Below are 23472 nucleotides of genomic sequence, written 5' to 3'. Positions count from 1 at the left end.
TTTTGTATCCTAATCCGGAACTATGGAACTGATACTGATCACGGTTGTGTTATTGCTTTTGGCTTTTGCCGGTATCGCCATCAAGATATGGGGAAAGAAAGACGGTAAATTTGCCGGCACTTGTGCTTCTCAGAGCCCATTTTTGAACCAGGATGGAGAAGCCTGCGGTTTCTGCGGAAAGACTCCGGACCAATTCGACAGTTGCACAGAACAAGCCCACGCAAAATAAGTGGTACTTTCACCGGACATGATTGGATTCTACCTTCTGATCGTTTGTGTCCTGATCAACCTATACTTTTACAGCCGTTTTCTCCCTCTTGCGTTTTACAAAGGATCGGATAAACCGCAAAAAGGCTTTCCTGCCAGTCTGATTGTCTGCGCCAAGAATGAGGCCGAACAACTGGAGAAGCACATCCCTCTTTGGCTGGAACAGCAACATCCGGACTTCGAGTTGATCCTGATCAATGACCGCTCATCTGATGAAACCTTGAAAGTGATGGAGTCCTGGGCGGTCAAGGACAAGCGAATAAGCATTGTCAATGTCCGTGAGAACGAAACTTTTTGGGCCAATAAAAAATATGCTCTTACCCTTGGGATCAAACGAGCTACTCATCCCAGATTGATCTTTACAGATGCCGATTGCCGTCCTGCTTCCAAGCAGTGGTTGGGTGCCATGTCTGCCCAGCTGGACCAAAAACAAGAATTGGTCCTGGGTTATGGACCGTATGAGAACAGACCGGGTTTTCTCAATCGCTTGATCCGATATGAGACTGCAATGACAGGTGTGCAATATCTCAGCGCAGCTTTAAGAGGAAAAGCCTATATGGGAGTTGGTAGGAATTTGGCCTATACCTCTTCCTTATTTTTTAAGCAGAGTGGTTTTATGAGCCATATGAACCTGGCTTCCGGTGACGATGATCTCTTCGTAAACCAAGCTTCCACTTCAGACAACACCAATGTCTGTCTCAATGTAAAGGCCTTCACCTATTCTATCCCCAAAGACAATCTGGCGGAATGGATCCGTCAAAAAAGACGGCATATAACTACTGCCACAAATTACAGTTTGGGACAACGGATTTCACTCACCCTTTACTTTTTGTCCAATTGGGCCTTCTGGCCTTTGGTTGTACTTGGTTTTATTCTCCTCCCCTGGTGGTGGATAGCGCCCTTGGCTTTGGTTCGAATAATTGCTCAATATGCAGTAACAGGACTGTCCTTCAAACAGTTGAATGAAAAAGGGCTGCTAGCCCTCACCCCTCTCCTGGAACTGGTCCTGGTCTGGCTGCAATTGATTATCTTTATTTCGAACCTTATGGCAAAACCTAAGCATTGGAAATAACCCGGGAACGTATCCTTAAGGAGATCCGATCGGCCAAATCCGGAAATCAATCTGCCTTCAGTTATTTACTAGACGTTTTCTGGAACGACGTTTACCTGTTTCAGCTTAAGCGCCTGGGCATTGAATATGAGGCAGAAGATATTGCCATCGAGACATTTTCCAGGGCTTTCGACCGGATATCCACCTTCGACGAAGACTTTTCATTCAGCACTTGGCTAATCACCATTTCCAAGAATTTACAAATCGACAAAAGCAGGAAGAAACGGATCTCTGTGCGCACTCAGACTGCAGAAGGGTATGAGGATCAGGTAAGACGAGTTGCCGATCAGACCCCGAGCCCTGAAGATAAGCTGATCACAGAGCAGCACCTGGACCAATTGCTACGATACATCAAACAGCTAAAACCGCATTACCAAGAGGTGATCAACCTTCGCTATTTCCAGGAAATGAGCTACAACGAAATTGCCGAGCAATTGGACGAACCCTTGAACAATGTGAAAGTTCGTTTGCTCAGGGCTAAGAAATTACTGGCTGCCGTGATCAATCAAAACCAGGGTACATGAAGTTCTCCTTGAAGAAACTGGGGCCCGGTTTCCTCTTTGCCGGGGCCGCTATTGGGGTCTCGCACCTGGTTCAATCTACCCGTGCCGGAGCAGATTTCGGATTTGGGCTTTTGTGGGCCCTTCTGCTGATCAACCTGGTGAAATACCCATTCTTTGAATACGGCACCCGCTACGCCAATGCCACAGGGGAAAACCTGATCCAGGGCTTTCAGAAATTGGGTAAAGGAGTAGTTTGGGCCTATTTCATACTGACCTTTGGCACCATGTTCACCATTCAAACTGCTGTGACCATAGTCACAGCGGGTATTGCAGCTTCCTTGTTCGGAGCAGGAAGTGCTGTGGTATGGACGGCCATCATCACGGGAATTTGCTTTGCTATTTTGATTATTGGCCGTTATAAGCTCTTGGATTCCCTGATGAAGGTGATCGTGATCGGTTTGACCATCAGTACGGTAATTGCTGTTCTGTTGGCCGTTAACAAGGCAGAAGCCTTGGATTTCACCCAGGTCTTTCCTGCTGAGAGCGCTGGTATCGTCTTCCTGATCGCCTTTATGGGATGGATGCCCGCCCCACTGGATATCGCCATCTGGCAGTCTATTTGGACGGTGGAAAAGAAAAAATTGGATCCGGAGATCAGCCCAAAACAATCCTCCTTCGATTTTAATGTGGGCTATGTTGCCACAACCATTCTGGCCATTGGGTTTCTTTCGTTGGGAGCCCTGGTAATGTTCAACTCTGGAGAAGAATTTTCTTCCAATGGTACCGTCTTTGCTAATCAGCTGATTGCTATGTATACCAATACCTTGGGGGACTGGTCTAAGGTCATCATCGGAATTGCTGCTCTGACAACCATGTTTAGTACCACCCTCACCACCTTGGATGCTTCACCCAGGGTCATGAACAGTTCCGCCCAGATACTTGCTGGTAAATCGTGGAATAGGGGTTACTTATTCTGGCTGGTGGTCCTGGTTCTGGGAACACTTTCCATCTTTTTCTTCTTTATTTCCGAGATGGGTATTTTGATCCGGATCGCCACGGTACTTTCTTTCCTTACCGCTCCATTTTATGCCCTGATCAGTTTTGTGCTGATCACGGGCAAACATACCCCAGAGAAGTTCAGACCGGGGAAATGGATGCGATTGCTCAGTATAATTGGGATTTTAGTACTATTAGGCTTTGGGATTTGGTACCTGATCGTCAGTTGATCTCAACGCCAGCGCTTTTTTATCCAATGGGATAAGTTGTATCTTTGTATCGCTATGGAAACACCTGAACAACAGCTAACAAAACCTGCCCCGAAACCCAAATGGCTTCGGGTCAAATTGCCTACTGGAAAGAAATACACCGAACTTCGCGGTTTGGTGGATAAATACAATCTGCACACCATATGTACCTCTGGTAGTTGCCCCAATATGGGTGAATGCTGGACTGAGGGAACAGCCACTTTTATGATCTTAGGGAACATCTGTACCCGGTCCTGTGGTTTTTGCGGTGTTAAGACCGGAAGACCGGAAATGGTAGACTGGGACGAGCCGGAAAAGGTTGCTCGCTCCATCAAACTCATGGACATCAAACATGCTGTGATCACTTCCGTAGACAGGGACGACCTAAAAGATATGGGGTCCATCATTTGGGCAGAGACGGTCAAGGCCATCCGACGGATGAACCCGGAGACCACCTTAGAAACCCTGATACCAGACTTTCAGGGGGTTACCCGCAACATAGACCGTATCATTGAGGTGAAACCAGAAGTAGTCTCACACAATATGGAAACCGTGAGAAGACTAACTCGGGAAGTCAGGATACAAGCTAAATACGAACGTAGTCTGGAGGTCCTTCGCTACCTGAAGGAGCAAGGTATAGAAAGGACGAAAAGCGGTATCATGTTGGGATTGGGTGAGACCCGGGATGAAGTCCTGCAGACCATGGAAGACCTCCGTGGAGTTGGACTGGACATAATAACCATCGGGCAGTACCTGCAACCTTCCAAAAAACATTTACCGGTAAAGGAGTTTATCCATCCTGAGCAGTTCACCGAATATGAAAAGATCGGACTGGAAATGGGCTTCCGCCATGTGGAGAGTGGAGCCTTGGTTCGTTCCTCCTATCACGCTCAAAAGCACCTTACCTAGTCCCTGAACCATGTCTGCAATCAGGATCGGCATAAATGGTTTTGGTCGTATAGGCCGACGGCTTTACCGACTCTTGCTGGAATGTGACGATATCGAAGTCGTTGCCATCAATGATGTAGCCGATCCTGCTACACTTGCACACTTACTCAAATACGACAGTATACATGGAGTATTGAGCCAGGACGTTCAATACCACAATGGCTTGCTCCTGGTAGGTGATCAACAGACGGTTATGACACAGGCTCACCAACCCGCTGAGATCACCTGGCCCCAACTGGATATAGTGGTTGAAAGCAGTGGCCGGTTCAAGGACAAGGCCAGTTTGGATGGGCATCTCATAGAAAGTAGCCATCGGGTCATACTGAGTGTACCCCCGGCAGAGGACGACATCCCTATGCTCATCCGCGGGGTGAACGATAGATTGATCCCAACTGACCGAATCATTTCCAATGCTTCTTGCACCACCCATAGCGCAGCTCCAATGGTCGAGGTCATTGATCGGTTATGCGGGATCGAACAATGCTACATCACTACCGTCCATTCCTATACAACGGACCAGAGTTTGCACGATCAACCCCACAGGGATCTAAGAAGAGCGCGTGCCGCGGCACAGTCCATGGTACCTACCACAACGGGGGCAGCCAAAGCGTTAACCCGCATATTTCCGCAATACGCCCAGGTAATAGGAGGCTGCGGAATCCGTGTGCCCATTGCCAATGGGTCTCTGACCGACATCACATTTAATGTTCAAAAGGGCGTCAGCATTGAGGCAGTTAACGAGGCCTTTAAAAGGGCTTCTGAAAGTTGGTTAAAGGATGTACTTGAGTACACCCAAGACCCTATTGTATCTGTAGACGTGATCGGAAATAGGCATTCCTGTGTCTTTGATTCCGGAATGACCTCAGTGATCGGGAGGATGGTCAAAGTGATCGGATGGTACGATAATGAGACCGGATATTCATCAAGAATTATTGATTTAATCCGCTATTTATCGAGTAAATGACTATATTTACCGATTAAGTGTGGTGTAAAGATGAAAAAAATCTTACAAAAACACATTTCGGTCATCCCCGCGATCCTCTTTTTCCTTTCTACGTTTTGCGGCTGGTCTCAACAGGTGATCCAAGATACGATCGCCCAGACCCAAGCCTATAAACAAGAAGCGGAACAGGCCCTCGTTAATTATAACTACAACACGGCTATCGTTAGTTTGGTCAACGCTAACTCACTGATCACGGGTAGCGAGTACGAAGAACTTAAAGGTGATATCAAGCTTAGACTGAGCCAGCTTTATTATACCCTACAGAGTATAGATAAAGCACAATTGGAAGCCAAAGAGGCCGTCAGAATATACACCGCCTTGGGCAATGAACTGGAATTGGCCAAAGCCAACAACCAACTGGCTCTTATCCTCATTCACGACAGGAAATTCTCCCAAGCCAAGGATTATGCCCAGCGGGCTAATCGGATCTTTACCCGGCTAGGGGATGAACAAGGTAAATCCAGGGTGTTGTTCAGCCTGGGAATGATCGAAAAAGGAGAAGGTAATCACACCAGTGCGATCAATTATTTTGATGCTGCATCCGACGGTATGCAGGATGAATCTCTTCGCTATGACCGCACCCGAGTGCTGCTGAACAAGGCGGAGGCTTATTCCCTGCTCAAAGGGGGAGACCCCGGTGAAAATATTGCGATCGCACATCAAAACCTGGATCAGGCCGTAAATCTGATTGACCAGGCCGGTTATTTCGATTTGAAAGCGACCAGTTATCGGATCAGATCGTATTTGGCACTAAAAGAGAATAACTACCTGGAGGCTGAAAAGAACCTGGAAATCTATGAGCGTAAAAACGACTCTCTATATCAAGTCTACCTGGAAGCCGTATCCCAAGGGGTCGATGCCGAATCTCAGTTAAGTGCGCTGAACGCTATCATTGAGGACCAACAGGACGATCTGGACAAGAAGCAGAAATCGATCAACTTTGGCCGAATGACAACAGGGCTCAGTATTGCTCTGATCGTCATTCTCTCACTCTTGACACTTTCTCTTTACAAGAACAACAATCTACGGGCGAAAGCCAACGAACTGTTGCAAGACAAGAATAACGAACTACAACTGGCCAAGGAGAAGGCGGAGAAGGCCTCTTTGGCAAAGGCCCAGTTCTTATCCACAATTACCCATGAGTTGAGAACTCCGCTCTATGCGGTTACCGGTTTGACCCATTTATTGCTGGAAGAGAACCCGAAACAAAGTCAAATGGAACACTTGAACTCCCTGAAATTTTCCGGGGAATATCTTCTTTCCTTGATTAACAACATTTTGGACCTCAACAAACTTGAGGCCAATAAGGTAGAGATAGAACGCACCAAGTTCAATCTGAAGAAACGGGTCAATGATGTACTGATCGCCTTGAAGAAATCTGCAGAGGATAGGAAAAATAACCTGCATCTGGAATTTGACGAGCGCATACCAGACAAACTGATGGGAGACCCTCTCAAATTGTCCCAAATTCTGATCAACCTGGTTGGAAACTCGGTCAAGTTCACTCAAAATGGTGATGTAACCGTACGTGTAAAGCAGATGGATGCCAACTCCCAAAATGTGAACCTGCGCATTGAGGTTGAAGATAACGGAGTTGGAATCTCCAAGAAGAAACAAAAAAGCATATTCGAGTCATTCTCCCAAGCATCCCTGCAGATCAACCGAAAATTTGGAGGTACAGGTCTGGGACTTTCTATTGTGAAGAACCTGCTGGAATTACTGGGCAGTAAGATTTACCTGGAAAGCCAACTGGGGAAAGGGTCCAAGTTCTGGTTTGATATTAAATTGGATCAGGCGGACGACCTCATACCGGAGATCAATAATACCCGGAACATTATTTACGATGTGGACTATGTGGCCCTGGAGAACAGAAATGTCCTGGTAGTTGAAGACAACAAGATCAACCAGATGATCACTAAGAAGATCCTGGAGAAGAACAAAATAAGTTGTATGGTGGCCGACAACGGAATGGACGCCATCGAACTGGTAAAGACTCACAATTTCGATGTGGTACTCATGGATATCCACATGCCAGGTATCAGCGGGATAGAGGCTACTCAGAAGATCAGAACCTTCAATACCCAGATCCCTATCATTGCGTTAACGGCGGTGACCATAGACGAAAACCTGGACGACTTCTACAAGGCTGGTTTTAACGAGATCATCCCGAAACCATTTAAGACGGAAGAATTCTTCGAGAAGATCTACCGCACCCTACACGAGAACAAACAACTGGTCTAGGAATTCAGCTTACTCTCTATATGGGCGATAATGGTCTGTTGCAGATAGGGCGATTGATCGTTGAGGATCTCTGTGCGGATAGGTAAATAATACAAGGCGTATTTCTGCATTTGCAGACTCAGCCGCATATAGTCCTTTTCTGTTGTAACGATCAGCTCTTCCTGTTTCAATTGTTCGATCTCCTTACTGCTGAATTCGTGATGATCGGCAAATTGACGATGCTCAAAACTGAACTCCTTACGCGCTAAGAAGCGTACCAAAGGTCCCGGTTTGGCAATTCCCGTTACCAGAGTAAAGGGTTTGTTCTTCAAATATTCCAAGGGCAATTCTTCGGTAGCTCCGACTAGGGTCTGCCCGTAACTGATGCGACTGAAATACAATTTCTGATGATCCTTTTGGGGAATACGCAATTCGATCTCTTGCAAGAAGCTATACGGAACAGGATCCGGGCATTTGGTCACCACGATCATATCTGCACGATCCATACCAGATACAGATTCCCTTAAATTTCCCATAGGCAATAGATAATCGTCCAGATAAAGCGGCTCATAGGGCGTAAGCACCACACAGTATGAAGGCTTCACCCTTCGGTGCTGGAATCCATCGTCCATCAAAATGACTTCGACATCATCCTGCATCCGTTCTATCCCCTCCCGGCGGTCGGCGCAAACCACAACTTTGACCTCGGGAAATTTCTTTTTGATCTGTAAGGGTTCATCCCCTACTTCACGGCTGCTGTGATCGATATTGACTTCCAGGAAACCTTTGGTCTTCCTTCCGTATCCCCTGCTCAATACCCCTACCTGGTACATTTCGGAAAGATAGCCCAGCATGTATTCTATCATGGGAGATTTCCCTGTTCCGCCTGTGGATAGATTTCCAATGCAAATAACAGGTAGATCGTACGATCTACTCTTTAAAATTTGTTTGTCGTAGAGATAATTGCGGATGTTGGTGATCACACCGTAGACCGCTGCAAATGGAAAGGCTCCTAGACGAAGAGTCTTCATATCACGAATGTATACTTTTTTATCTTTACCCTAAAATCTGAAATATGAAGGTTTCACAACTGCTCGACCAACTGGAAGAACTTGCTCCCTTGGCCTATTCCGAGGATTTTGACAATACCGGTTTACTGGTGGGAGACAAGGATCAGGAAATAAATGGAATCCTGATCACCCACGATACCCTGGAAGCTGTTGTGGACGAAGCCATTGACCTGGGATGCAACCTCATCCTAAGTTTCCACCCAATCATCTTTTCGGGCCTGAAAAAACTTACGGGTAAGAACTATGTTGAGCGTGCGGTGATCAAAGCCATCCGGCATGATATTGCCATAGTTGCAGTGCATACTGCCCTGGATAACGCCTGGAATGGAGTCAACGCTGCCATGTGCGAGCAGTTGGGGCTGACCGATCGAGAAATATTACTCCCCAAAAAAGGGTTGATCTCTCAGCTGACCACCTTTGTTCCGAAGCAGGATGCTGATCGTCTTAGAGAAGCTTTATTTGAAGCAGGGGGAGGTCAGATCGGCAATTACAGTCATTGTAGTTTTAACCTGGAAGGAGAAGGCACTTTTATGCCCAATGAGGCAGCCAATCCAACACTTGGAGAAGCTCACAAATTGCATAGGGAAGCAGAGGTCCGAATTTCCATGACTTTCCCCAGCTACTTGCAATCCCAGGTCCTTCGGGTCTTATTTAAGAGTCACCCCTATGAAGAAGTGGCCTACGAAGTGAGCCAATTGGAGAATACCCATCAATATGTGGGAATGGGGATGGTAGGACAGCTTGCAGAAACCCTGTCACCATCTGAATTTCTAGAAAGGCTCAAAAATGTCTTTGAAACACCCTGTATTCGTCATTCTGAACTACTTGAAGGCCCGATCAGTCGGGTTGCTGTGCTGGGTGGCAGTGGAAGTTTCGCCATAGGTGCCGCAAAAGCGGCGGGAGCGCAGGCCTTTGTTACCGCCGATTTAAAATATCACGACTTTTATCAAGCCGAAGGTCACTTACTGCTGTGTGATGTGGGACACTTTGAAAGCGAACGATTTACAAGTCAGATTTTATTTGACTTCGTTAGGAAAAAAATTGCTAATTTTGCACCTGCCTTACCCAAAGGCACACAGGTCTCTCAAGTGAGGACCAATCCTATCTTTTATTTTTAGTTTATGGCAAAAAAGAAAGCAGAGGCAACAGTCGAAGAAAAGCTAAGAGCCCTTTACGACTTGCAGTTGATCGATTCCCGTATTGATGAAATTCGCAACGTACGTGGCGAATTACCCCTAGAGGTCGAAGACCTGGAAGATGAGGTAGCCGGGATGAATAAGCGTATGGAAAAGCTGAATGCCGACCTGGGTGCTATTGAAGACCTGATCAAAGACAAAAAGAACTTGATCGAAGAAGCAAAAGGGCTGATCAAAAAATACACCTCTCAGCAGGATAACGTTCGGAACAACCGGGAGTACAATTCCCTGAGCAAAGAGATCGAATTCCAGGAACTGGAAATTCAATTGGCCGAAAAGCATATCAAAGAGTTCAAGGCTCAGATCGAGCAAAAGAACGAAGTGATCGACGAAACCAAAACCCGTCTCAACGAGCGTCAGGATCACCTGAAACACAAGCAGGGTGAACTGGATGAGATCCTGGCCGAGACCGAGAAGGAAGAAGATAGTCTGATCAAAGAATCGGGTAAATTCGAAAAACAGATCGAAGACCGCCTGATCAACGCCTACAAGCGCATCCGGACCAACGTAAAGAATGGTTTGGCCGTTGTACCAGTAGAGCGAGGAGCATCCGGAGGTTCTTTCTTCACCATCCCACCACAAATTCAGATGGAGATCGCTTCCCGTAAGAAGATCATTACAGACGAACACAGTGGACGTATCCTAGTAGACCCTACCTTGGCCAAGGAAGAGCAAGAAAAAATGCAAAAACTGTTCGACAGTATAAAATAAGGTATTGCAACTGTTGTAGTAATCTTAAAGTCCTCCCCTGTGGAGGACTTTTTTTATACCTTTCGGCAAGGTTCGCACTGCTATCGCGACCACATGAAAAAGAAAAGAACATATGAAACAATTCCTTCAATTCCTGGGCCTAAGCCTATTGGTAGTTTCCCAGGTCAGTTGTCAGTCTAAAAAAGAAACCAAACAGGATCAGGCTTTGGCCGAACCCGTACAGGTGGTATCCGATGATGGATACGCCCGGGCCTACTTTGCCAGCGGGTGCTTCTGGTGTGTAGAGGCCGTATACGAAAGTGTAAAAGGAGTACAAGAAGTATATAACGGCTATAGCGGGGGCCATACTGAGAACCCCACCTATGAGGCCAGTAATACAGGGCTTACGGGACATGCAGAAGCTGTAGAGGTCATATACGATGCAGACATTGTTAGCTTCAAGAGTCTGGTAGATGTCTATTTTGGATCACAGAATATTACCCAGGTCAATGGACAGGGACCGGACCGAGGGTCTCAATATCGTTCTATCATCTTTTTCCAGAATGATGAGGAAAAAGCGGTGATCGAGGAAAAGATCAACCAGTTGAATGAAGAACTTGGAGGGAATAAAGTGGCAGCAGAGGTCATGCCCTTTCAGAAGTTCTGGATGGGAGAAGGATATCATCAGGATTACGAGAGACGAAACCCTAACAACCCTTACATCCGGAATGTATCCATTCCCCGTCTCAATAATTTCAAAGCAAAATTTCCGGACTTACTCAAAGAAGAAGGCGCTCACTAAGCCTTGCTGAACTGAAGTTCGAACAGTAAAGGAAATAATTCTTGGGGATGTCCGAAATAACCGGATTCCGTTCTGATCAGTCCTGGAAAAACGTTATAGGGAGACTCGTCCAATTCGTTCAAATAGTCAAAGACCAACCCAGCCTTTTGAAGTGAAGAAATGATCTGGCCCAGACCGTGGTTCCAGCCATATTCTTTGCTGACGACCCGGTCCTTGCCACCATCGGTATAGGAGCCTTCGTATTCTTCGTATATGGGAGCCGATTGCTGATAGCCATAGACAAGCGCCGGTGGTTGCTGTTGATAATCGAACATCCAGCAGATCGGATGAAATTCCACCATATAGAATTTACCTCCTGGCTTTAGGCTTTCAGATATAACCTTGGCCCAGGGGGCCAGATCGGGTAACCAGCCGATCGTTCCGTAACTGGTAAAAACCAGGTCAAATTGTTCTTGCAAGTGTTTCCGTGTATCCAACACATTACAACAGACAAAGCGAGCATCCAGATTCAATTCCCGGCTCAGCTCTTCCGCGAGCTCAATCGCTTTATCGCTGATATCCACACCCACACAGTTTGCTCCCATACGAGACCAACTCATGGTGTCCTGCCCGAAATGGCATTGGAGATGCAACAAAGACTTACCTGCCACATCACCTAAGGCATTTAATTCGTATCGATTCAGTGAACTTCGTCCCTTTCTGAAGGATTCCAGATCGTAGAATTCACTTCTGGCATGAACGTCAACCTTCTGATTCCACGTAGCCTTGTTAACCTGGAATTTTTCCTGATGACCGGATGAAGAAGTCTTAGACATGGAAATTAGGGATTCCGGGATCAGGAATTATGACTACCGTCGCAGAAAGGGGAATTCCCGGTCTTGCCACATCGACAGATAGCCGTGATCCCGTCTTTCTCTTCCACAGAACCATCTGCCTGGGTTAACTGTATCTTTCCTTTGATCAAGGCCGGACCAGGATCCATGATCTCGACCGTAAGGGCAGATTCAGGCTGAGTCTCAGACTGGGGTGGTCCATCGGCTGTCTTGTAATAACTCAATGCGCCGCTGGGGCATTTATCGATAGTGGCCATGAGCGCTTCTGTTGTAGCCTGATCTACTTGAATCCATGGTTTCCGATCCGGATTGAAGACTCCCGGCAATCCTTTAACACATTCTTTGGCGTGAAAACACAGTCCCGGCTTCCAAACGACTGTCAACTGACCATTGTCATATTCTTTGCGTATGTCCATATCTAAAAATACGAAAATTATGCTTGGAGAAATACTTTGTGTATTTTTACTACAAAACCATCCTTATGAAAAAGACAGCCCTTTTATTATGCCTGCTGGCGGTGATTTTCTCCTGTAAAAACAGCTCCTCTGAAGAGACAGAGAAACAGGAGGATGTAAAGTCAACGGAGCTTGTGCAGGAACAAGAAATGACACCTGCCATGGCTATTGCCAAAGCCCATGGTTATGACAACTGGCAAAATGTGAACCGCTTGGATTTCACCTTCAATATCGACCGAGGAGAAATGCATATCGAGCGTTCTTTTAATTGGTATCCCAAAGAGGACAGGGTAACTTTCATCAATGAAGCCGATACCGTTGACTATGTTCGTTCTCAGGTAGATTCTTTGTCCCTCAGAGCTGATCAAACATTCGTGAATGATTCCTTCTGGCTACTTGCCCCTTTACACCTGGTGTGGGACGAAGGAACGACCATAAGTGAGCCCTCTCAGGAGGCTGCACCCATATCTGGTGGCATGATGAACAAACTGACCCTGACCTACTCGGACGAAGGGGGTTATACTCCTGGGGATGCCTACGACTTTTACTATGGTGATGACTTTCTGCTAACGGAATGGGTATTCCGCAAAGGCAATCAGCCGGAACCTTCTATGGTTACTACCTGGGAAGCCTATAAAGAAGTGGGAGAATTGACAATGGCCACCATGCATAAGGATAGCACCAAAACTTTACAACTTCATTTTACCGGCCTCAAGGTTCAGTGATACCGCACCAATTGATCTTATGACCCAACCAACCACCACCACTTATACCAATACCCTAGCATATGCCCTCGAGTGCGACCAGGCTGATCCGATGAAGGGTTTCCGGGAGCAATTCCATCATCCCACCAATACGGATGGTGAGCGTCTGATCTATCTCTGTGGAAACTCTCTGGGCCTCCAACCCAAACTTGCTGCAAAATACGTTCAACAAGAACTGGACGACTGGGCTCAACTTGGGGTCGAAGGACATACAGATGCCCGTAATCCTTGGATGCCTTACCACGAATTCCTAACAGAAAACATGGCGAAAATGGTTGGCGCTCTTCCAGAAGAGGTGGTCATCATGAATGGGCTGACAGCCAATCTGCATTTTATGCTGATCTCCTTCTACCGTCCGACTTCCAAACGGTATAAGATCATCATCGAAAAAGACGCCTTCCCCAGCGACAAATATGCTGTTGAAAGCCAATTGCGCTTTCATGGATACAATCCGAAGGATGGGCTTCTACTTTGGTCTCCACCTGAGGGTTCTGAACTCTGCCGTATGGATGATCTGCACGAGCTACTGGCCGAGCAGGGAGAGACAGTCGCCTTGATCTTATTGGGCAATACCAACTATTACAGTGGTCAGTTCTACCCTATCCAAGAAATTACCGATCTGGGACATGATCATGGATGTGTAGTAGGTTTTGACCTCGCACACGGTGTTGGGAACATTATGCCGGATCTGCACAATGCAGGGCCGGATTTTGCCGTTTGGTGCACCTATAAATACCTGAACAGCGGCCCGGAAGTCTGGGAGGAATCTTTGTTCACCAGCGGCACAGCCGGGATTTCGATCTGCCGCGATTCGCGGGATGGTGGGGACATGATAAAGAGACCCGATTCAATATGCGGCAGGAGTTCAGTCCACTTGCCGGAGCTGAGGGATGGCAATTGAGTAACCCACCCATCTTGTCCATGGCCGCGATAAGAGCCTCTCTGGAAGTTTTCGATCAAGCAGGAATGGAAAACCTCAGGAAGAAATCCGTTAAACTGACGGGGTACCTGGAATTCCTGCTGGATGATCTGAATGATGATCGATTGAAAATCATAACACCGAGGGATCCTGACCAAAGGGGGTGTCAACTATCCATACAAGTAGTCAGCGCTGACCGATCCTTACACGAAAAATTGACCCAAGCAGGAGTGATCAGCGATTGGAGGGAACCGGATGTAATCCGAGTTGCTCCTGCCCCACTCTATAATTCCTATCAAGACGTTTTCCAATTTGTACAACGACTTAAAGCACTACTCAATGAGTAAAAAAGAACACATTCTGATCATAGGAGCAGGTCTGTGCGGGAGCTTACTTGCCCTGCGCCTGGCCCAGAGAGGATACCATGTTAGTCTGGTCGAGAAGAGACCAGACCTAAGAAAGGTAGACCAGGTTGCCGGACGTTCCATTAACCTGGCCCTGTCCGACAGGGGATTGCAAGCCCTTGCCCTTGCAGGTGTGGATAATCAGGCCAAGGAACTTTGCATCCCAATGCGTGGCCGCATGATCCACCAGGAAAGTGGTGAGGTATTTCTGCGTCCATACTCTGGCAGAGACGATGAGCACATTAATTCCATCTCTCGGCCTGGCTTAAATATGATGCTGCTCAATGCCCTTGATGATTATCCACAAGTTAAGGTCTATTACAATCACATCTGTGAAAACGTAGACCTGGAAATGGGAAAAGCCTGGTTCACACACAATGAAACCGGTGAACTCCGTTCCTTCACAGGAGATGTGCTGATTGGAACAGATGGGGCTGGATCAGCGGTAAGACGCAGCATGTATGAGCACAAGAAATTTCTTTTCAGTTTTTCTCAGCAGTGGTTGACCCACGGATACAAAGAACTGGAGATTCCGCCGGGCCCAAATGGAGAATTTCTGATCGATGCGAACTCCCTACACATTTGGCCAAGAGGTGCAGATATGCTGATAGCACTACCTAATTTGGATGGCAGTTTCACAGTGACTCTCTTTGCACCATGGAGGGACAGCGACTACGGTTTCGACAACCTGGATAGCAAAGAGAAGGTCCAGCAGTATTTTGAAAAAGAATTCCCGGACACCCTGCATTTAATCCCTGATCTGACAGATCAGTTCTTTACCAACCCGACTAGTCCGTTAGGCACTATCAAATGCAGCCCCTGGTCCAGTTATGGTAAAACCTTACTAATGGGAGATGCGGCTCATGCCATTGTCCCGTTCTATGGACAAGGAATGAACGCCTCTTTTGAGGACGTCCTGATACTTGATCAGGTCCTGGATCAGACTGCTGAAGATTGGAATCTGGTCCTGAAAACCTATGAGAAGGCCAGGAAGGTGAATACCGATGCAATTGCAGATCTGGCTGTGGATAATTTCTATGAAATGAAGGAACACACCGCAAGCCCTTTGTTCCAGGCCAAACGGAAACTGGAGGTCAGGCTGGAACAGGAATTCCCAGAGGCCTACTTCAGCAAATATTCCCTGGTGACCTTCCACGAAGATCTACCCTACAGTGAAGCCATGCGGAGGGGAAGAGCTCAGGACAAAGCCATATTGAACTTATTGGACGACGGAAAGATCGATCCGGATGGCTCACTTGAGGAAATATTGGAGGTCATTGTGAAGCAGACCAACGACATTCTGGAAGACGATGCTTTATTAAAAAATCTTTAAACCATGAAAAGTAGACTAGTAGAAGGAAAAGCCACTCCCAGAGGAGCCTACCCACATGTTAAGCGTGTTGGCGATTTCATATTTGTTAGCGGGACCAGTTCTCGTTTACCGGATAATAGTTTTGCCGGGGTAGAACAGGTAGATGAAATGGGAACTGTAAATCTGGATATCAGGGAACAAACTCGCGCGGTTATCGAAAATATCAAAGATTATCTGGCCACCGAAGGAGCCGGACTGGAAGATGTGGTAGATGTGACCTCTTTCCTGGTTAATATGAACGATTTTGCAGGCTATAATGAAATTTACGCCCAGTATTTCAGTAAAGAGAGTGGTCCAGCCCGGACCACGGTGGCCGTGCATCAACTTCCTCACCCTAATCTGGTGGTTGAGATCAAGGCTATGGCCTATAAACCTCAATAAGAATAAATGCTTCGGCTAAAGAATTACATAAACGGCAATTACCAGGATCCAGCGGACAACAACTGGATGGATCTGACCACACCGGCTTCCGGGGATATCTATGCTCAGCTGGCAAAAAGCAATCAGGCGGATATCGAATCCGCGTATGCTGCAGCAAGTAGTGCTTTTAAACAATGGTCTGAAACTACTCTGGAAGAACGCAGTCGCATCATGTTGAAGATTGCCGACCTGATCGAAAAACATGCCGAGGAATTGGCCAGCGCAGAAAGCAAGGACAATGGCAAACCAGTCTGGCTGGCGGCCGCCGTGGATATACCTAGAGCTTCTGCCAATTTTAGATTCTATGCCCATGCGCTCACACAGTTTGCCTCTGAAAGCCATAATTCTACTGGCAAGAATACCATCAATTTCACCCTGAGGCAGCCCATCGGTGTGGTTGGGTGTATCAGCCCGTGGAACCTACCTCTGTATTTATTCAGCTGGAAGGTGGCCCCGGCTATTGCCGCCGGAAATACTGTGGTAGCCAAACCAAGTGAAGTAACGCCCTATACTGCCTATCTGCTCGGTGATATTCTGACCCAAGCCGGACTACCTGCCGGGGTATTGAATATCGTTCACGGAATAGGCCCGGAGGCTGGACAGGCCTTGGTAGAACATCCGGGTATTAGAGCCATTTCTTTTACAGGTGGGACACAGACCGGAAAACTCCTGGCAGCAACAGCTGCACCCATGTTTAAAAAACTTAGCCTGGAGCTGGGTGGCAAGAACCCCAATATCATCTTTGCAGACTGCAATTTTGAACGTATGATGCAGGTTACCCTGCGCTCTTCCTTTGCAAACCAAGGCCAGATTTGCCTTTGTGGCAGCAGGATACTGATCCAACGAACCATCTATGATCGATTCAAAGAAGAGTTTGTAAAACGTGTAGACAAGATGACCGTTGGTAACCCAGAAGAGCAAGTAGATCTGGGTGCGATAGTTTCTAAAGATCATTTACAGAAAGTTTTGGGCTATATCGAGCTGGCTGTAGAAGAAGGCGGTACAGTCCTTAGCGGTGGTATACAAGTAATTGTTCCAGGCTTTGAAAATGGTTTCTACCTGCGTCCAACAGTGATTGAATTACCAGACGACCGCTGCCGGGTAAATCAGGAGGAGATCTTTGGTCCGGTTGTCACACTGATCCCGTTTGACACAGAAGGAGAGGCACTGAATATTGCCAACGGAGTTCCTTATGGCCTCTCTGCCACCTTGTGGAGCCGGGATCTGGATCGCTGCATGCGGATGAGCAAGGCACTGGAAGCGGGAATAGTTTGGGTGAACACCTGGCTGAATCGAGACCTGAGAACACCCTTTGGTGGGGTTAAGCAAAGTGGTGTTGGCCGCGAAGGTGGGTTTGAAGCCCTCCGCTTTTTTACAGAACCCAAGAACGTTTGTATTGAATACCAATAAAATCCTTAATCTAATATGAATCTCAACCTGACAAATAAGAATGCGCTGGTATGCGGCAGTAGTGCCGGAATCGGAAAAGCTACCGCTATACTACTGAGTGAACTTGGAGCCCAGGTGACTCTCTTGGCCAGGAACGAGCAAAAACTACAAACTGCTCTTCAAGAACTACACATATCCAACGATCAAGAGCACAACTACCTTACAGCGGATTTCGACAAACCGGAAGAACTAAAAAAAGCCCTTCTGGAAGCTACCCTAAAGACGGACTACCACATCTTGATCAATAACACAGGAGGGCCCAGACCGGGCACGGCCTTCTCTGCCGAGGTCAGCGAATATGAGACCGCTTTCCGGCAGCATCTGATCTGTAACCAGATCTTGGTTCAGTCTGTGGTACCGGCCATGAAACAAGCCGGTTTTGGTCGGATCGTCAATGTGATATCAACCTCGGTCAAGCAGCCCATAGAAGGATTGGGTGTTAGCAATACCATCCGCGGAGCGGTGGCCAACTGGAGCAAGACACTTTCCTTCGAACTTGGACCCCATGGCATCACCATCAATAACGTTTTACCCGGCTTTACCGAAACAGAACGTTTGGACGACATTGTTAAAGGAGCTTCTCGTAAAATGAATACCTCTGAAGAGGGAGCACGGGAATTCATGAAGAAGATCGTGCCTCTCAGACGGTTTGCACAACCCTCTGAAATAGCATCTGCCATCGCTTTTCTATGCACGGACGCTGCCGGATACATCACCGGAATAAATGTGCCGGTAGACGGAGGTCGAACCAAATCTTTGTAACTTTATTCCATGAAGCGAAAACTGCGCATCAACGGTCATTCTCACCTACTCCCCTACCCGGAAGAGATCCCAGATTTCATGCGGGAAAAGGAGATCTTTTGGGTAGATGAGGACCGCAAGTATATGCTTCAGAAGAATTGGAGCCGGCCCGTTACAGACTCCAGTTTTTTCCTGAGTGAGAAATTAGAGTGGATGGATAAATACAACATCGATCATGCGGTGGTACTCAATCTGTCCCAATTGTACGGGAACGGCTTGCGTTTGGAAGAAATGAAAAAGGCCCTCCGGTTCCAAAATGATTTCAACGCTCGTATTCAATACGATCATCCCTCCAAATTTACCTGTGGTTTTGTTGTGCATCCCGGATTTGTTCGAGGTGCATTGTGGGAAATCGAACGCTGTGTGGAAGAACTTGGCCTGCAACTTTTGTGCCTGCCAACGCACTACATGGATACCATCGGAACCTGGAGATGCATCTTCGACGAAGAGAATGAACCCATCTTTGATCTGGCCAGCAAATACAACCTGGCTGTAGAGATTCATCCCTACGACGGGGAGAAATTCATCTTGCTGGAAAATACGGCCTGGCGTTTCCACCTGATCTGGATGCTGGCTCAATGCGCAGACGCCTATCATTTCCTGACCTTGAACGGATATGCCGACAAATACCCCCATATGAGAACTTGCTTTGCTCATGGCGGGCAGTTAGCTCAGATAAACCTAGGAAGAAGGATCCAAGGCTTTGATGGCAGACCAGATCTGTTTGAAGGTATGGTCCACCCCAGGAAATCCGTTGGCCACAAGAACATTTTCTTCGACACCTTGGTACACGATACTGGTTCCTTGAAACTATTGGTAGAAAACCAAGGAGCAGAACAGATCCTGATGGGACTTGACGATCCTTATCCGCTGGGAGAAATGGAGAGCGCCCCTCAATCCTCTTATCCCGGGAAGATCTTGGACCTGGCCAAGGAAAGAGATATTCTTACCGAAGATGAATGCGATGCGATCTGGGAGGACAATGTGATCAAATGGCTGTGTGGGGATGATGAGAAGGCGAAACAAAAACTGATAGACAGAATACTAAAATAATGGAGTTCTTACCTCAGCACATCGACCAATACGCGGTTGATCACACTCAAGACGAACCAGAATTACTTCAAGAACTCAATCGGGAGACCTGGCAGAAGGTCCTGCAACCCCGTATGCTTAGTGGACACTTCCAAGGAAGGGTACTCAGTATAATCTCCAAACTGATCAACCCCAAGAATATCCTGGAGATCGGAACCTATACCGGTTATTCTGCCATATGTTTGGCAGAAGGTATGCAGGATGACGGGGTGTTGCACACCATAGATATCAATGAAGAATTAGAAGACTTGCAACGCCGTTACTTTGATCGCACGGGAAGAGGAGAACAATTTGTTCAGCATCTGGGTAATGCATTGGACATTGTCCCTTCCTTAGATCTTGATTTTGATCTGGTCTTCATTGACGCAGACAAGAACAATTACCCCAACTATCTGGAGATGCTTTTACCGCGCTTAGGAAGCGGTTCTGTCATCTTGAGCGACAACGTCTTATGGAGCGGTAAGGTAACGCAGGAAGTGGCTAAGGATGATGCAGATACGGCAGCACTGATCCGGTACAACAGAATGCTAAACGAGGATCCTAGGCTGGAAAGTGTACTCTTACCCGTTCGGGATGGATTAACTATTAGTCGGGTGAAGTGATTCCATCTCCCTTGAACCACCAAAGAATTTGTTGAAAAGGCGGTAAGCAATCACGCCCATTGTAATCCCCGCCAGCATCCCGACCAACACATCCGAAGGATAGTGAACAGCCAGATACAATCTGCTGAGCGAAAATAGAAAGGGCCAGATCAGTATGGCGTAAATCCAGGGAAGCTGTATACGAAAGAGCAGAACAACCAAGGTAGAAACAGCAAAACTGGTGGCGGCATGGCCGGAAAAAAAGCTATACCCTTCTGCATCTAATAGGATTCTGAGCAGTTCATTCAAAGAGGCATCGTTATTCGGTCTAAGCCTCGTAGTTAAGCGCTTGATCAGTTCACTGCTCAAATTGGACAGCAATGCTGTCAAAATTGCAAATACTGCCGCAATAGCACCAGTGGTCCGACCAAATCGGGCAAAGATCAAATAAAAGATCAATACGTATAGTAAAACCCAGCTTTCTGGTTTGGTAACGACCAACCAAAATGGATCATAGGCTTCCTGACTCAAACCGTTGAAGAATAGCAATAATTCCCGATCCCATTGCTCCAGGGAATTGAGCATCAAAACTGCCTTTTGATGGGACCGGTTATATCGTCAACATCCTCTTTGACCTTATCGATCTGGGATCTGACGTCCTTGGTTATATCGACATCGATACCCTGCTTTTCTGCACTTTTGGTGATCTCTGTCTTGATATCGTTTGTGGCATCCTTGATCTGACGCATTCCTTTACCCAGGCCACGTGCTATTTCGGGAACCTTATCGGCACCGAACACCATCAGCACGATAAAAAGAATAAAGGCAATTTCTGCCCCGCTGATGAATAAAGCAATTGACCCTGGATTCATACTGCAAATATACCTAAAAAAATACCCGGGAATTAAAATGCCCGGCCATGAAATGACCGGGCAAATTTATATGGTTAAAGCCAGGTTATTGGCCTTTGACTTTGTTCTTGAACTGATCAAACTCACCCAATTTCTTACGCTTGGGCCAGCTGTTGTTAGAGGTGTCAATGTCGGCGGTTTCTTCGTCAGGATCGACGACGATCTTGGTGATCTCCTTGTCGGAGGCAATCACTTTCCCAACGGCATCATCGTCCTTTCTCCAGATCTGAGCCGGATAGGTAATACGCTCAGTACTTCCGTCACTGTATGTGTACTCCGCAATGATAGGCATTGGAATTCCTCCCGGCTTCTCAAAGGTCACCTCATAAAAATACTTGGGCTCCTTCAATCTGGCCTGCTCTTCAGGACTCATATTGTCCATGATGTATTCTTGCAGTGTGGATACGTCTTTCAGACTGGCGGTACGCATGCTCTCTTCGAAATCATCGCTGTCTTCTTCTACCAAGTAAACCAGTGGTGGCAGGTCAGCCTCAGTAAGACCTCGCGCCTCCATCAAATCTTTGATCTCCTGATTCATTTTGGAAGTCACATAGAATTTCTTCACTTCCTTAACACCGATGTCGGTATAGTCAGTGGTGTAGAACCATGCTCTCCAGAACCAATCCAGATCTACAGCAGATGCATCCTCCATTGAGCGGAAGAAGTCCTCTGGAGTTGGGTGCTTAAACATCCAGCGCTGGGAATAGGTTTTAAATGCGTAGTCAAACAGATCACGCCCCATGATGGTCTCACGAAGAATGTTCAATCCTACCGCAGGCTTGGAGTAGGCATTGGATCCAAAATTATAGGTGTTCAGACCTTTGGTCATGATCGGTGCCATGCGCTCTTGGTTTCCTGCCATATAATCTACGATACTCTTGGCAGGTCCGCGTCGAGAAGGATACTTCTTGTTGGGTGCAATAGCCTCAGGATATGCTTCACCGAAATCTTGCTCGGCTACATATTGAACAAAGGTGTTGATCCCTTCGTCCATCCAGGTCCATTGACGCTCGTCAGAGTTGACGATCATCGGGAAGAAGTTGTGCCCAACCTCGTGGATGATCACTCCGAACATTCCGTATTTGGTTCGTTCGCTGTAGTTACCTTCCTTATCCGGTCGTCCGTAGTTCCAGCAGATCATTGGGTATTCCATTCCTTGGTTACGTGCATGAACAGAGATGGCCTTGTGATAAGGGTAATCGAAGGTCATGCGAGAATAGGACTTCAAAGTACTGGCAACAACTTTGGTTGACCAGTCTTCCCATAGCGGGTTACCTTCCGGTGGATAAACAGAAACAGCCATTACGTCTCGGTTCCCGATCTTAACGGCCATCATGTCCCACATATATCTTCTAGAGGTGGCAAAACCGTAGTCACGTACATTCTCTGCACGAAACTTCCAAGTCTTGGTATCTGTAGCAAAGCCTTTGGAGGCTTCTTCAGCTTCAGCTTCCGTTACAATTTGAACCGGAGTCGTGTACTCCTTGGCGGCCTGGTTGTAACGCTTCATCATCTCCTTGGAGAAGACCTCTTTTCTGTTCAGAAGGACTCCAGTCGCATCCAATACGTGATCAGAAGGTACCGTGATGCTTACATCGAAGTTCCCAAATGGTAGGGCAAACTCGTCTCTTCCCCAGAACTGACTATTCTGCCATCCTTCCACATCACTGTAAACAGCCATACGAGGATAGAATTGGGCGATCACATAACCGCGGTTCCCGTCTTCAAAAGTCTCATAACCACTACGGGCACGATCGATGGTGTGCTCAGGCACATTATACCACCACTTGATAGAGAAGGTGAATTTCTCTCCAGTTTTGAGGTCAGACGGCATTTCTACCCGCATCATGGTGCGATTGATGGTATGAGGCAAATCCTTTCCGCTCGCATCCTTTACATACATGATCTTGAACCCTCCGTCAAATCCTTCGCCCATGTGCTCGGCCACAAAGCTAGAGGCCATCTCGGCCGGAGCCGCACCACTAGGTTCGATCAGGGGAGATTTAGAATCTCGAGCTCTCACGTTCTGGTCCAATTGTACCCAAAGATATTCCAGGGCATCAGGACTGTTGTTGGTGTAGGTAATGGTTTCCTCACCATCAATTCTGGCATCTTTGTCGTTCAGTACCAGCTGCATGTCGTAATCTGCCTGCTGTTGGTAGTAAGCAGGACCAGGGGCTCCGTTTCCAGAACGGTACATGTTTGGTGTAGAGAACTCTTCGTAGAGTTGCTTGAATCTGTTGTTGTTGTAGTGTCCAGGCAGACGCTCTTCCTTTTCGACGTCCTCCTCTTGGGCCATCATGGCTCCAGAGAACATCACCGCCAGCGCGAGAGACAATAATTTTAAATATTTCATTCGGAAAAAATTAGATTGATTGAAATTTAGCTTCTAAAAATAAGTGTAATTAAACAGACCA

Annotated in this window: 23 protein-coding genes and 1 pseudogene; 18 read left to right on the top strand and 6 right to left on the bottom strand. The window is 47.1% G+C overall.

Annotated elements, in window-relative coordinates:
* The first annotated feature begins 22 nt into the window (after positions 1–22).
* From BST85_RS01740 to BST85_RS01710, 7 genes are read left to right on the top strand one after another with little or no spacing between them, the layout of a single operon-like run.
* Positions 23–229 (top strand): membrane or secreted protein, encoded by a 207-nt coding sequence (locus BST85_RS01740; RefSeq protein WP_104811685.1) that lies wholly within the window; start codon positions 23–25, stop codon positions 227–229.
* 18 nt (positions 230–247) lie between these two features.
* On the top strand, positions 248–1339 hold the full coding sequence (locus tag BST85_RS01735; RefSeq protein WP_104813857.1) for a glycosyltransferase: 1092 nt from the start codon (positions 248–250) through the stop codon (positions 1337–1339).
* Positions 1330–1902 (top strand): RNA polymerase sigma factor, encoded by a 573-nt coding sequence (locus BST85_RS01730; RefSeq protein ID WP_104811684.1) that lies wholly within the window; start codon positions 1330–1332, stop codon positions 1900–1902. The genes BST85_RS01735 and BST85_RS01730 overlap by 10 nt, the downstream gene beginning before the upstream one ends.
* Entirely contained in the window at positions 1899–3107 is a 1209-nt protein-coding gene (locus BST85_RS01725; protein WP_104811683.1) for an Nramp family divalent metal transporter, read from the top strand. Before BST85_RS01730 ends, BST85_RS01725 begins: the two co-directional genes overlap by 4 nt.
* Before the next feature lie 54 nt (positions 3108–3161).
* A complete protein-coding gene (gene lipA / locus BST85_RS01720) occupies positions 3162–4034 on the top strand; it encodes a lipoyl synthase (protein WP_104811682.1) in 873 nt (290 codons plus the stop codon).
* Positions 4035–4044: 10 nt separating this feature from the next.
* The gene (locus tag BST85_RS01715; RefSeq protein ID WP_104811681.1) at positions 4045–5037 is read left to right on the top strand and encodes a type I glyceraldehyde-3-phosphate dehydrogenase; all 993 of its coding nucleotides are present in this window, start codon (positions 4045–4047) and stop codon (positions 5035–5037) included.
* 30 nt (positions 5038–5067) lie between these two features.
* Entirely contained in the window at positions 5068–7317 is a 2250-nt protein-coding gene (locus BST85_RS01710) for a hybrid sensor histidine kinase/response regulator (RefSeq protein WP_104811680.1), read from the top strand.
* Here the strand turns inward: BST85_RS01710 and lpxK are convergent.
* Complete coding sequence (lpxK, locus tag BST85_RS01705) at positions 7314–8327, bottom strand: tetraacyldisaccharide 4'-kinase (protein WP_104811679.1); 1014 nt, start codon at positions 8325–8327, stop codon at positions 7314–7316. The genes BST85_RS01710 and lpxK overlap by 4 nt on opposite strands.
* Positions 8328–8371: 44 nt before the next feature.
* Here lpxK and BST85_RS01700 point away from each other — a divergent pair, with 44 nt between their 5' ends.
* The 3 genes from BST85_RS01700 to msrA all read left to right on the top strand — a co-directional run bounded on the left by BST85_RS01700 (position 8372) and on the right by msrA (position 11054).
* On the top strand, positions 8372–9484 hold the full coding sequence (locus BST85_RS01700) for a Nif3-like dinuclear metal center hexameric protein (RefSeq protein ID WP_104811678.1): 1113 nt from the start codon (positions 8372–8374) through the stop codon (positions 9482–9484).
* A gap of 3 nt (positions 9485–9487) precedes the next feature.
* On the top strand, positions 9488–10273 hold the full coding sequence (locus BST85_RS01695; protein ID WP_104811677.1) for a zinc ribbon domain-containing protein: 786 nt from the start codon (positions 9488–9490) through the stop codon (positions 10271–10273).
* A gap of 112 nt (positions 10274–10385) precedes the next feature.
* Complete coding sequence (gene msrA / locus BST85_RS01690) at positions 10386–11054, top strand: peptide-methionine (S)-S-oxide reductase MsrA (protein ID WP_104811676.1); 669 nt, start codon at positions 10386–10388, stop codon at positions 11052–11054.
* On the opposite strand, the gene BST85_RS01685 is transcribed toward msrA, so the two are convergent.
* Complete coding sequence (locus tag BST85_RS01685; RefSeq protein ID WP_104811675.1) at positions 11051–11869, bottom strand: class I SAM-dependent methyltransferase; 819 nt, start codon at positions 11867–11869, stop codon at positions 11051–11053. The two genes, msrA and BST85_RS01685, sit on opposite strands and share 4 nt — an antisense overlap.
* Before the next feature lie 20 nt (positions 11870–11889).
* Positions 11890–12303, bottom strand: coding sequence for a (4Fe-4S)-binding protein (locus BST85_RS01680; RefSeq protein ID WP_104811674.1), 414 nt, complete (start codon positions 12301–12303; stop codon positions 11890–11892).
* A gap of 65 nt (positions 12304–12368) precedes the next feature.
* Between BST85_RS01680 and BST85_RS01675 the strand changes: the two genes are divergently transcribed.
* The 8 genes and pseudogenes from BST85_RS01675 (at position 12369) to BST85_RS01640 (ending at position 20165) form a co-directional block, all read left to right on the top strand.
* On the top strand, positions 12369–13067 hold the full coding sequence (locus tag BST85_RS01675) for a hypothetical protein (protein ID WP_104813856.1): 699 nt from the start codon (positions 12369–12371) through the stop codon (positions 13065–13067).
* Between the two features lie 19 nt (positions 13068–13086).
* Positions 13087–14372, top strand: a pseudogene (kynU, locus tag BST85_RS01670) (kynureninase).
* On the top strand, positions 14365–15762 hold the full coding sequence (locus tag BST85_RS01665) for an FAD-dependent oxidoreductase (RefSeq protein WP_104811673.1): 1398 nt from the start codon (positions 14365–14367) through the stop codon (positions 15760–15762). Before kynU ends, BST85_RS01665 begins: the two are co-directional and overlap by 8 nt.
* 3 nt (positions 15763–15765) lie before the next feature.
* The gene (locus tag BST85_RS01660; RefSeq protein ID WP_104811672.1) at positions 15766–16182 is read left to right on the top strand and encodes a RidA family protein; all 417 of its coding nucleotides are present in this window, start codon (positions 15766–15768) and stop codon (positions 16180–16182) included.
* Between the two features lie 6 nt (positions 16183–16188).
* A complete protein-coding gene (locus tag BST85_RS01655; protein ID WP_104811671.1) occupies positions 16189–17631 on the top strand; it encodes an aldehyde dehydrogenase in 1443 nt (480 codons plus the stop codon).
* 15 nt (positions 17632–17646) lie between these two features.
* Positions 17647–18432 carry an SDR family oxidoreductase gene (locus tag BST85_RS01650; RefSeq protein ID WP_104811670.1) on the top strand — a complete coding sequence of 262 codons (786 nt, stop codon included), beginning with the start codon at positions 17647–17649 and terminating at the stop codon, positions 18430–18432.
* Positions 18433–18441: 9 nt separating this feature from the next.
* Positions 18442–19524, top strand: a complete 1083-nt coding sequence (locus BST85_RS01645) for an amidohydrolase family protein (protein WP_104811669.1) — start codon at positions 18442–18444, stop codon at positions 19522–19524.
* Positions 19524–20165, top strand: coding sequence for an O-methyltransferase (locus BST85_RS01640; RefSeq protein WP_104811668.1), 642 nt, complete (start codon positions 19524–19526; stop codon positions 20163–20165). The genes BST85_RS01645 and BST85_RS01640 overlap by 1 nt, the downstream gene beginning before the upstream one ends.
* Here the strand turns inward: BST85_RS01640 and BST85_RS01635 are convergent.
* The 3 genes from BST85_RS01635 to BST85_RS01625 form a co-directional block, all read right to left on the bottom strand.
* Positions 20142–20729, bottom strand: coding sequence for a phosphatase PAP2 family protein (locus tag BST85_RS01635; RefSeq protein ID WP_104811667.1), 588 nt, complete (start codon positions 20727–20729; stop codon positions 20142–20144). The genes BST85_RS01640 and BST85_RS01635 overlap by 24 nt on opposite strands.
* Positions 20729–21016 (bottom strand): Sec-independent protein translocase subunit TatA/TatB, encoded by a 288-nt coding sequence (locus BST85_RS01630; RefSeq protein WP_104811666.1) that lies wholly within the window; start codon positions 21014–21016, stop codon positions 20729–20731. Before BST85_RS01630 ends, BST85_RS01635 begins: the two co-directional genes overlap by 1 nt.
* 85 nt (positions 21017–21101) lie before the next feature.
* Positions 21102–23411 carry a M1 family metallopeptidase gene (locus BST85_RS01625; protein ID WP_104811665.1) on the bottom strand — a complete coding sequence of 770 codons (2310 nt, stop codon included), beginning with the start codon at positions 23409–23411 and terminating at the stop codon, positions 21102–21104.
* Positions 23412–23472 lie beyond the last annotated feature (61 nt).

The sequence above is a fragment of the Aureitalea marina genome (assembly GCF_002943755.1).
In the GTDB taxonomy this organism is placed as follows: domain Bacteria; phylum Bacteroidota; class Bacteroidia; order Flavobacteriales; family Flavobacteriaceae; genus Aureitalea; species Aureitalea marina.
Note: the sequence above shows the minus strand (reverse complement) of the source record. Positions and strands in the feature narration are given on the sequence as shown.

What these genes read in the sequence shown, in the direction of transcription:
- BST85_RS01635 (WP_104811667.1), bottom strand. Translation starts at nt 20,729, where the DNA reads ATGCTCAATTCCCTGGAGCAATGGGATCGGGAATTATTGCTATTCTTC.
- BST85_RS01685 (WP_104811675.1), bottom strand. Translation starts at nt 11,869, where the DNA reads ATGTCTAAGACTTCTTCATCCGGTCATCAGGAAAAATTCCAGGTTAAC.
- BST85_RS01640 (WP_104811668.1), top strand. Translation starts at nt 19,524, where the DNA reads ATGGAGTTCTTACCTCAGCACATCGACCAATACGCGGTTGATCACACT.
- BST85_RS01725 (WP_104811683.1), top strand. Translation starts at nt 1,899, where the DNA reads ATGAAGTTCTCCTTGAAGAAACTGGGGCCCGGTTTCCTCTTTGCCGGG.
- BST85_RS01675 (WP_104813856.1), top strand. Translation starts at nt 12,369, where the DNA reads ATGAAAAAGACAGCCCTTTTATTATGCCTGCTGGCGGTGATTTTCTCC.
- BST85_RS01655 (WP_104811671.1), top strand. Translation starts at nt 16,189, where the DNA reads ATGCTTCGGCTAAAGAATTACATAAACGGCAATTACCAGGATCCAGCG.
- lipA (WP_104811682.1), top strand. Translation starts at nt 3,162, where the DNA reads ATGGAAACACCTGAACAACAGCTAACAAAACCTGCCCCGAAACCCAAA.
- lpxK (WP_104811679.1), bottom strand. Translation starts at nt 8,327, where the DNA reads ATGAAGACTCTTCGTCTAGGAGCCTTTCCATTTGCAGCGGTCTACGGT.
- BST85_RS01630 (WP_104811666.1), bottom strand. Translation starts at nt 21,016, where the DNA reads ATGAATCCAGGGTCAATTGCTTTATTCATCAGCGGGGCAGAAATTGCC.
- BST85_RS01695 (WP_104811677.1), top strand. Translation starts at nt 9,488, where the DNA reads ATGGCAAAAAAGAAAGCAGAGGCAACAGTCGAAGAAAAGCTAAGAGCC.
- BST85_RS01715 (WP_104811681.1), top strand. Translation starts at nt 4,045, where the DNA reads ATGTCTGCAATCAGGATCGGCATAAATGGTTTTGGTCGTATAGGCCGA.
- BST85_RS01625 (WP_104811665.1), bottom strand. Translation starts at nt 23,411, where the DNA reads ATGAAATATTTAAAATTATTGTCTCTCGCGCTGGCGGTGATGTTCTCT.
- BST85_RS01650 (WP_104811670.1), top strand. Translation starts at nt 17,647, where the DNA reads ATGAATCTCAACCTGACAAATAAGAATGCGCTGGTATGCGGCAGTAGT.
- BST85_RS01680 (WP_104811674.1), bottom strand. Translation starts at nt 12,303, where the DNA reads ATGGACATACGCAAAGAATATGACAATGGTCAGTTGACAGTCGTTTGG.
- msrA (WP_104811676.1), top strand. Translation starts at nt 10,386, where the DNA reads ATGAAACAATTCCTTCAATTCCTGGGCCTAAGCCTATTGGTAGTTTCC.
- BST85_RS01710 (WP_104811680.1), top strand. Translation starts at nt 5,068, where the DNA reads ATGAAAAAAATCTTACAAAAACACATTTCGGTCATCCCCGCGATCCTC.
- BST85_RS01645 (WP_104811669.1), top strand. Translation starts at nt 18,442, where the DNA reads ATGAAGCGAAAACTGCGCATCAACGGTCATTCTCACCTACTCCCCTAC.
- BST85_RS01700 (WP_104811678.1), top strand. Translation starts at nt 8,372, where the DNA reads ATGAAGGTTTCACAACTGCTCGACCAACTGGAAGAACTTGCTCCCTTG.
- BST85_RS01740 (WP_104811685.1), top strand. Translation starts at nt 23, where the DNA reads ATGGAACTGATACTGATCACGGTTGTGTTATTGCTTTTGGCTTTTGCC.
- BST85_RS01665 (WP_104811673.1), top strand. Translation starts at nt 14,365, where the DNA reads ATGAGTAAAAAAGAACACATTCTGATCATAGGAGCAGGTCTGTGCGGG.
- BST85_RS01660 (WP_104811672.1), top strand. Translation starts at nt 15,766, where the DNA reads ATGAAAAGTAGACTAGTAGAAGGAAAAGCCACTCCCAGAGGAGCCTAC.
- BST85_RS01735 (WP_104813857.1), top strand. Translation starts at nt 248, where the DNA reads ATGATTGGATTCTACCTTCTGATCGTTTGTGTCCTGATCAACCTATAC.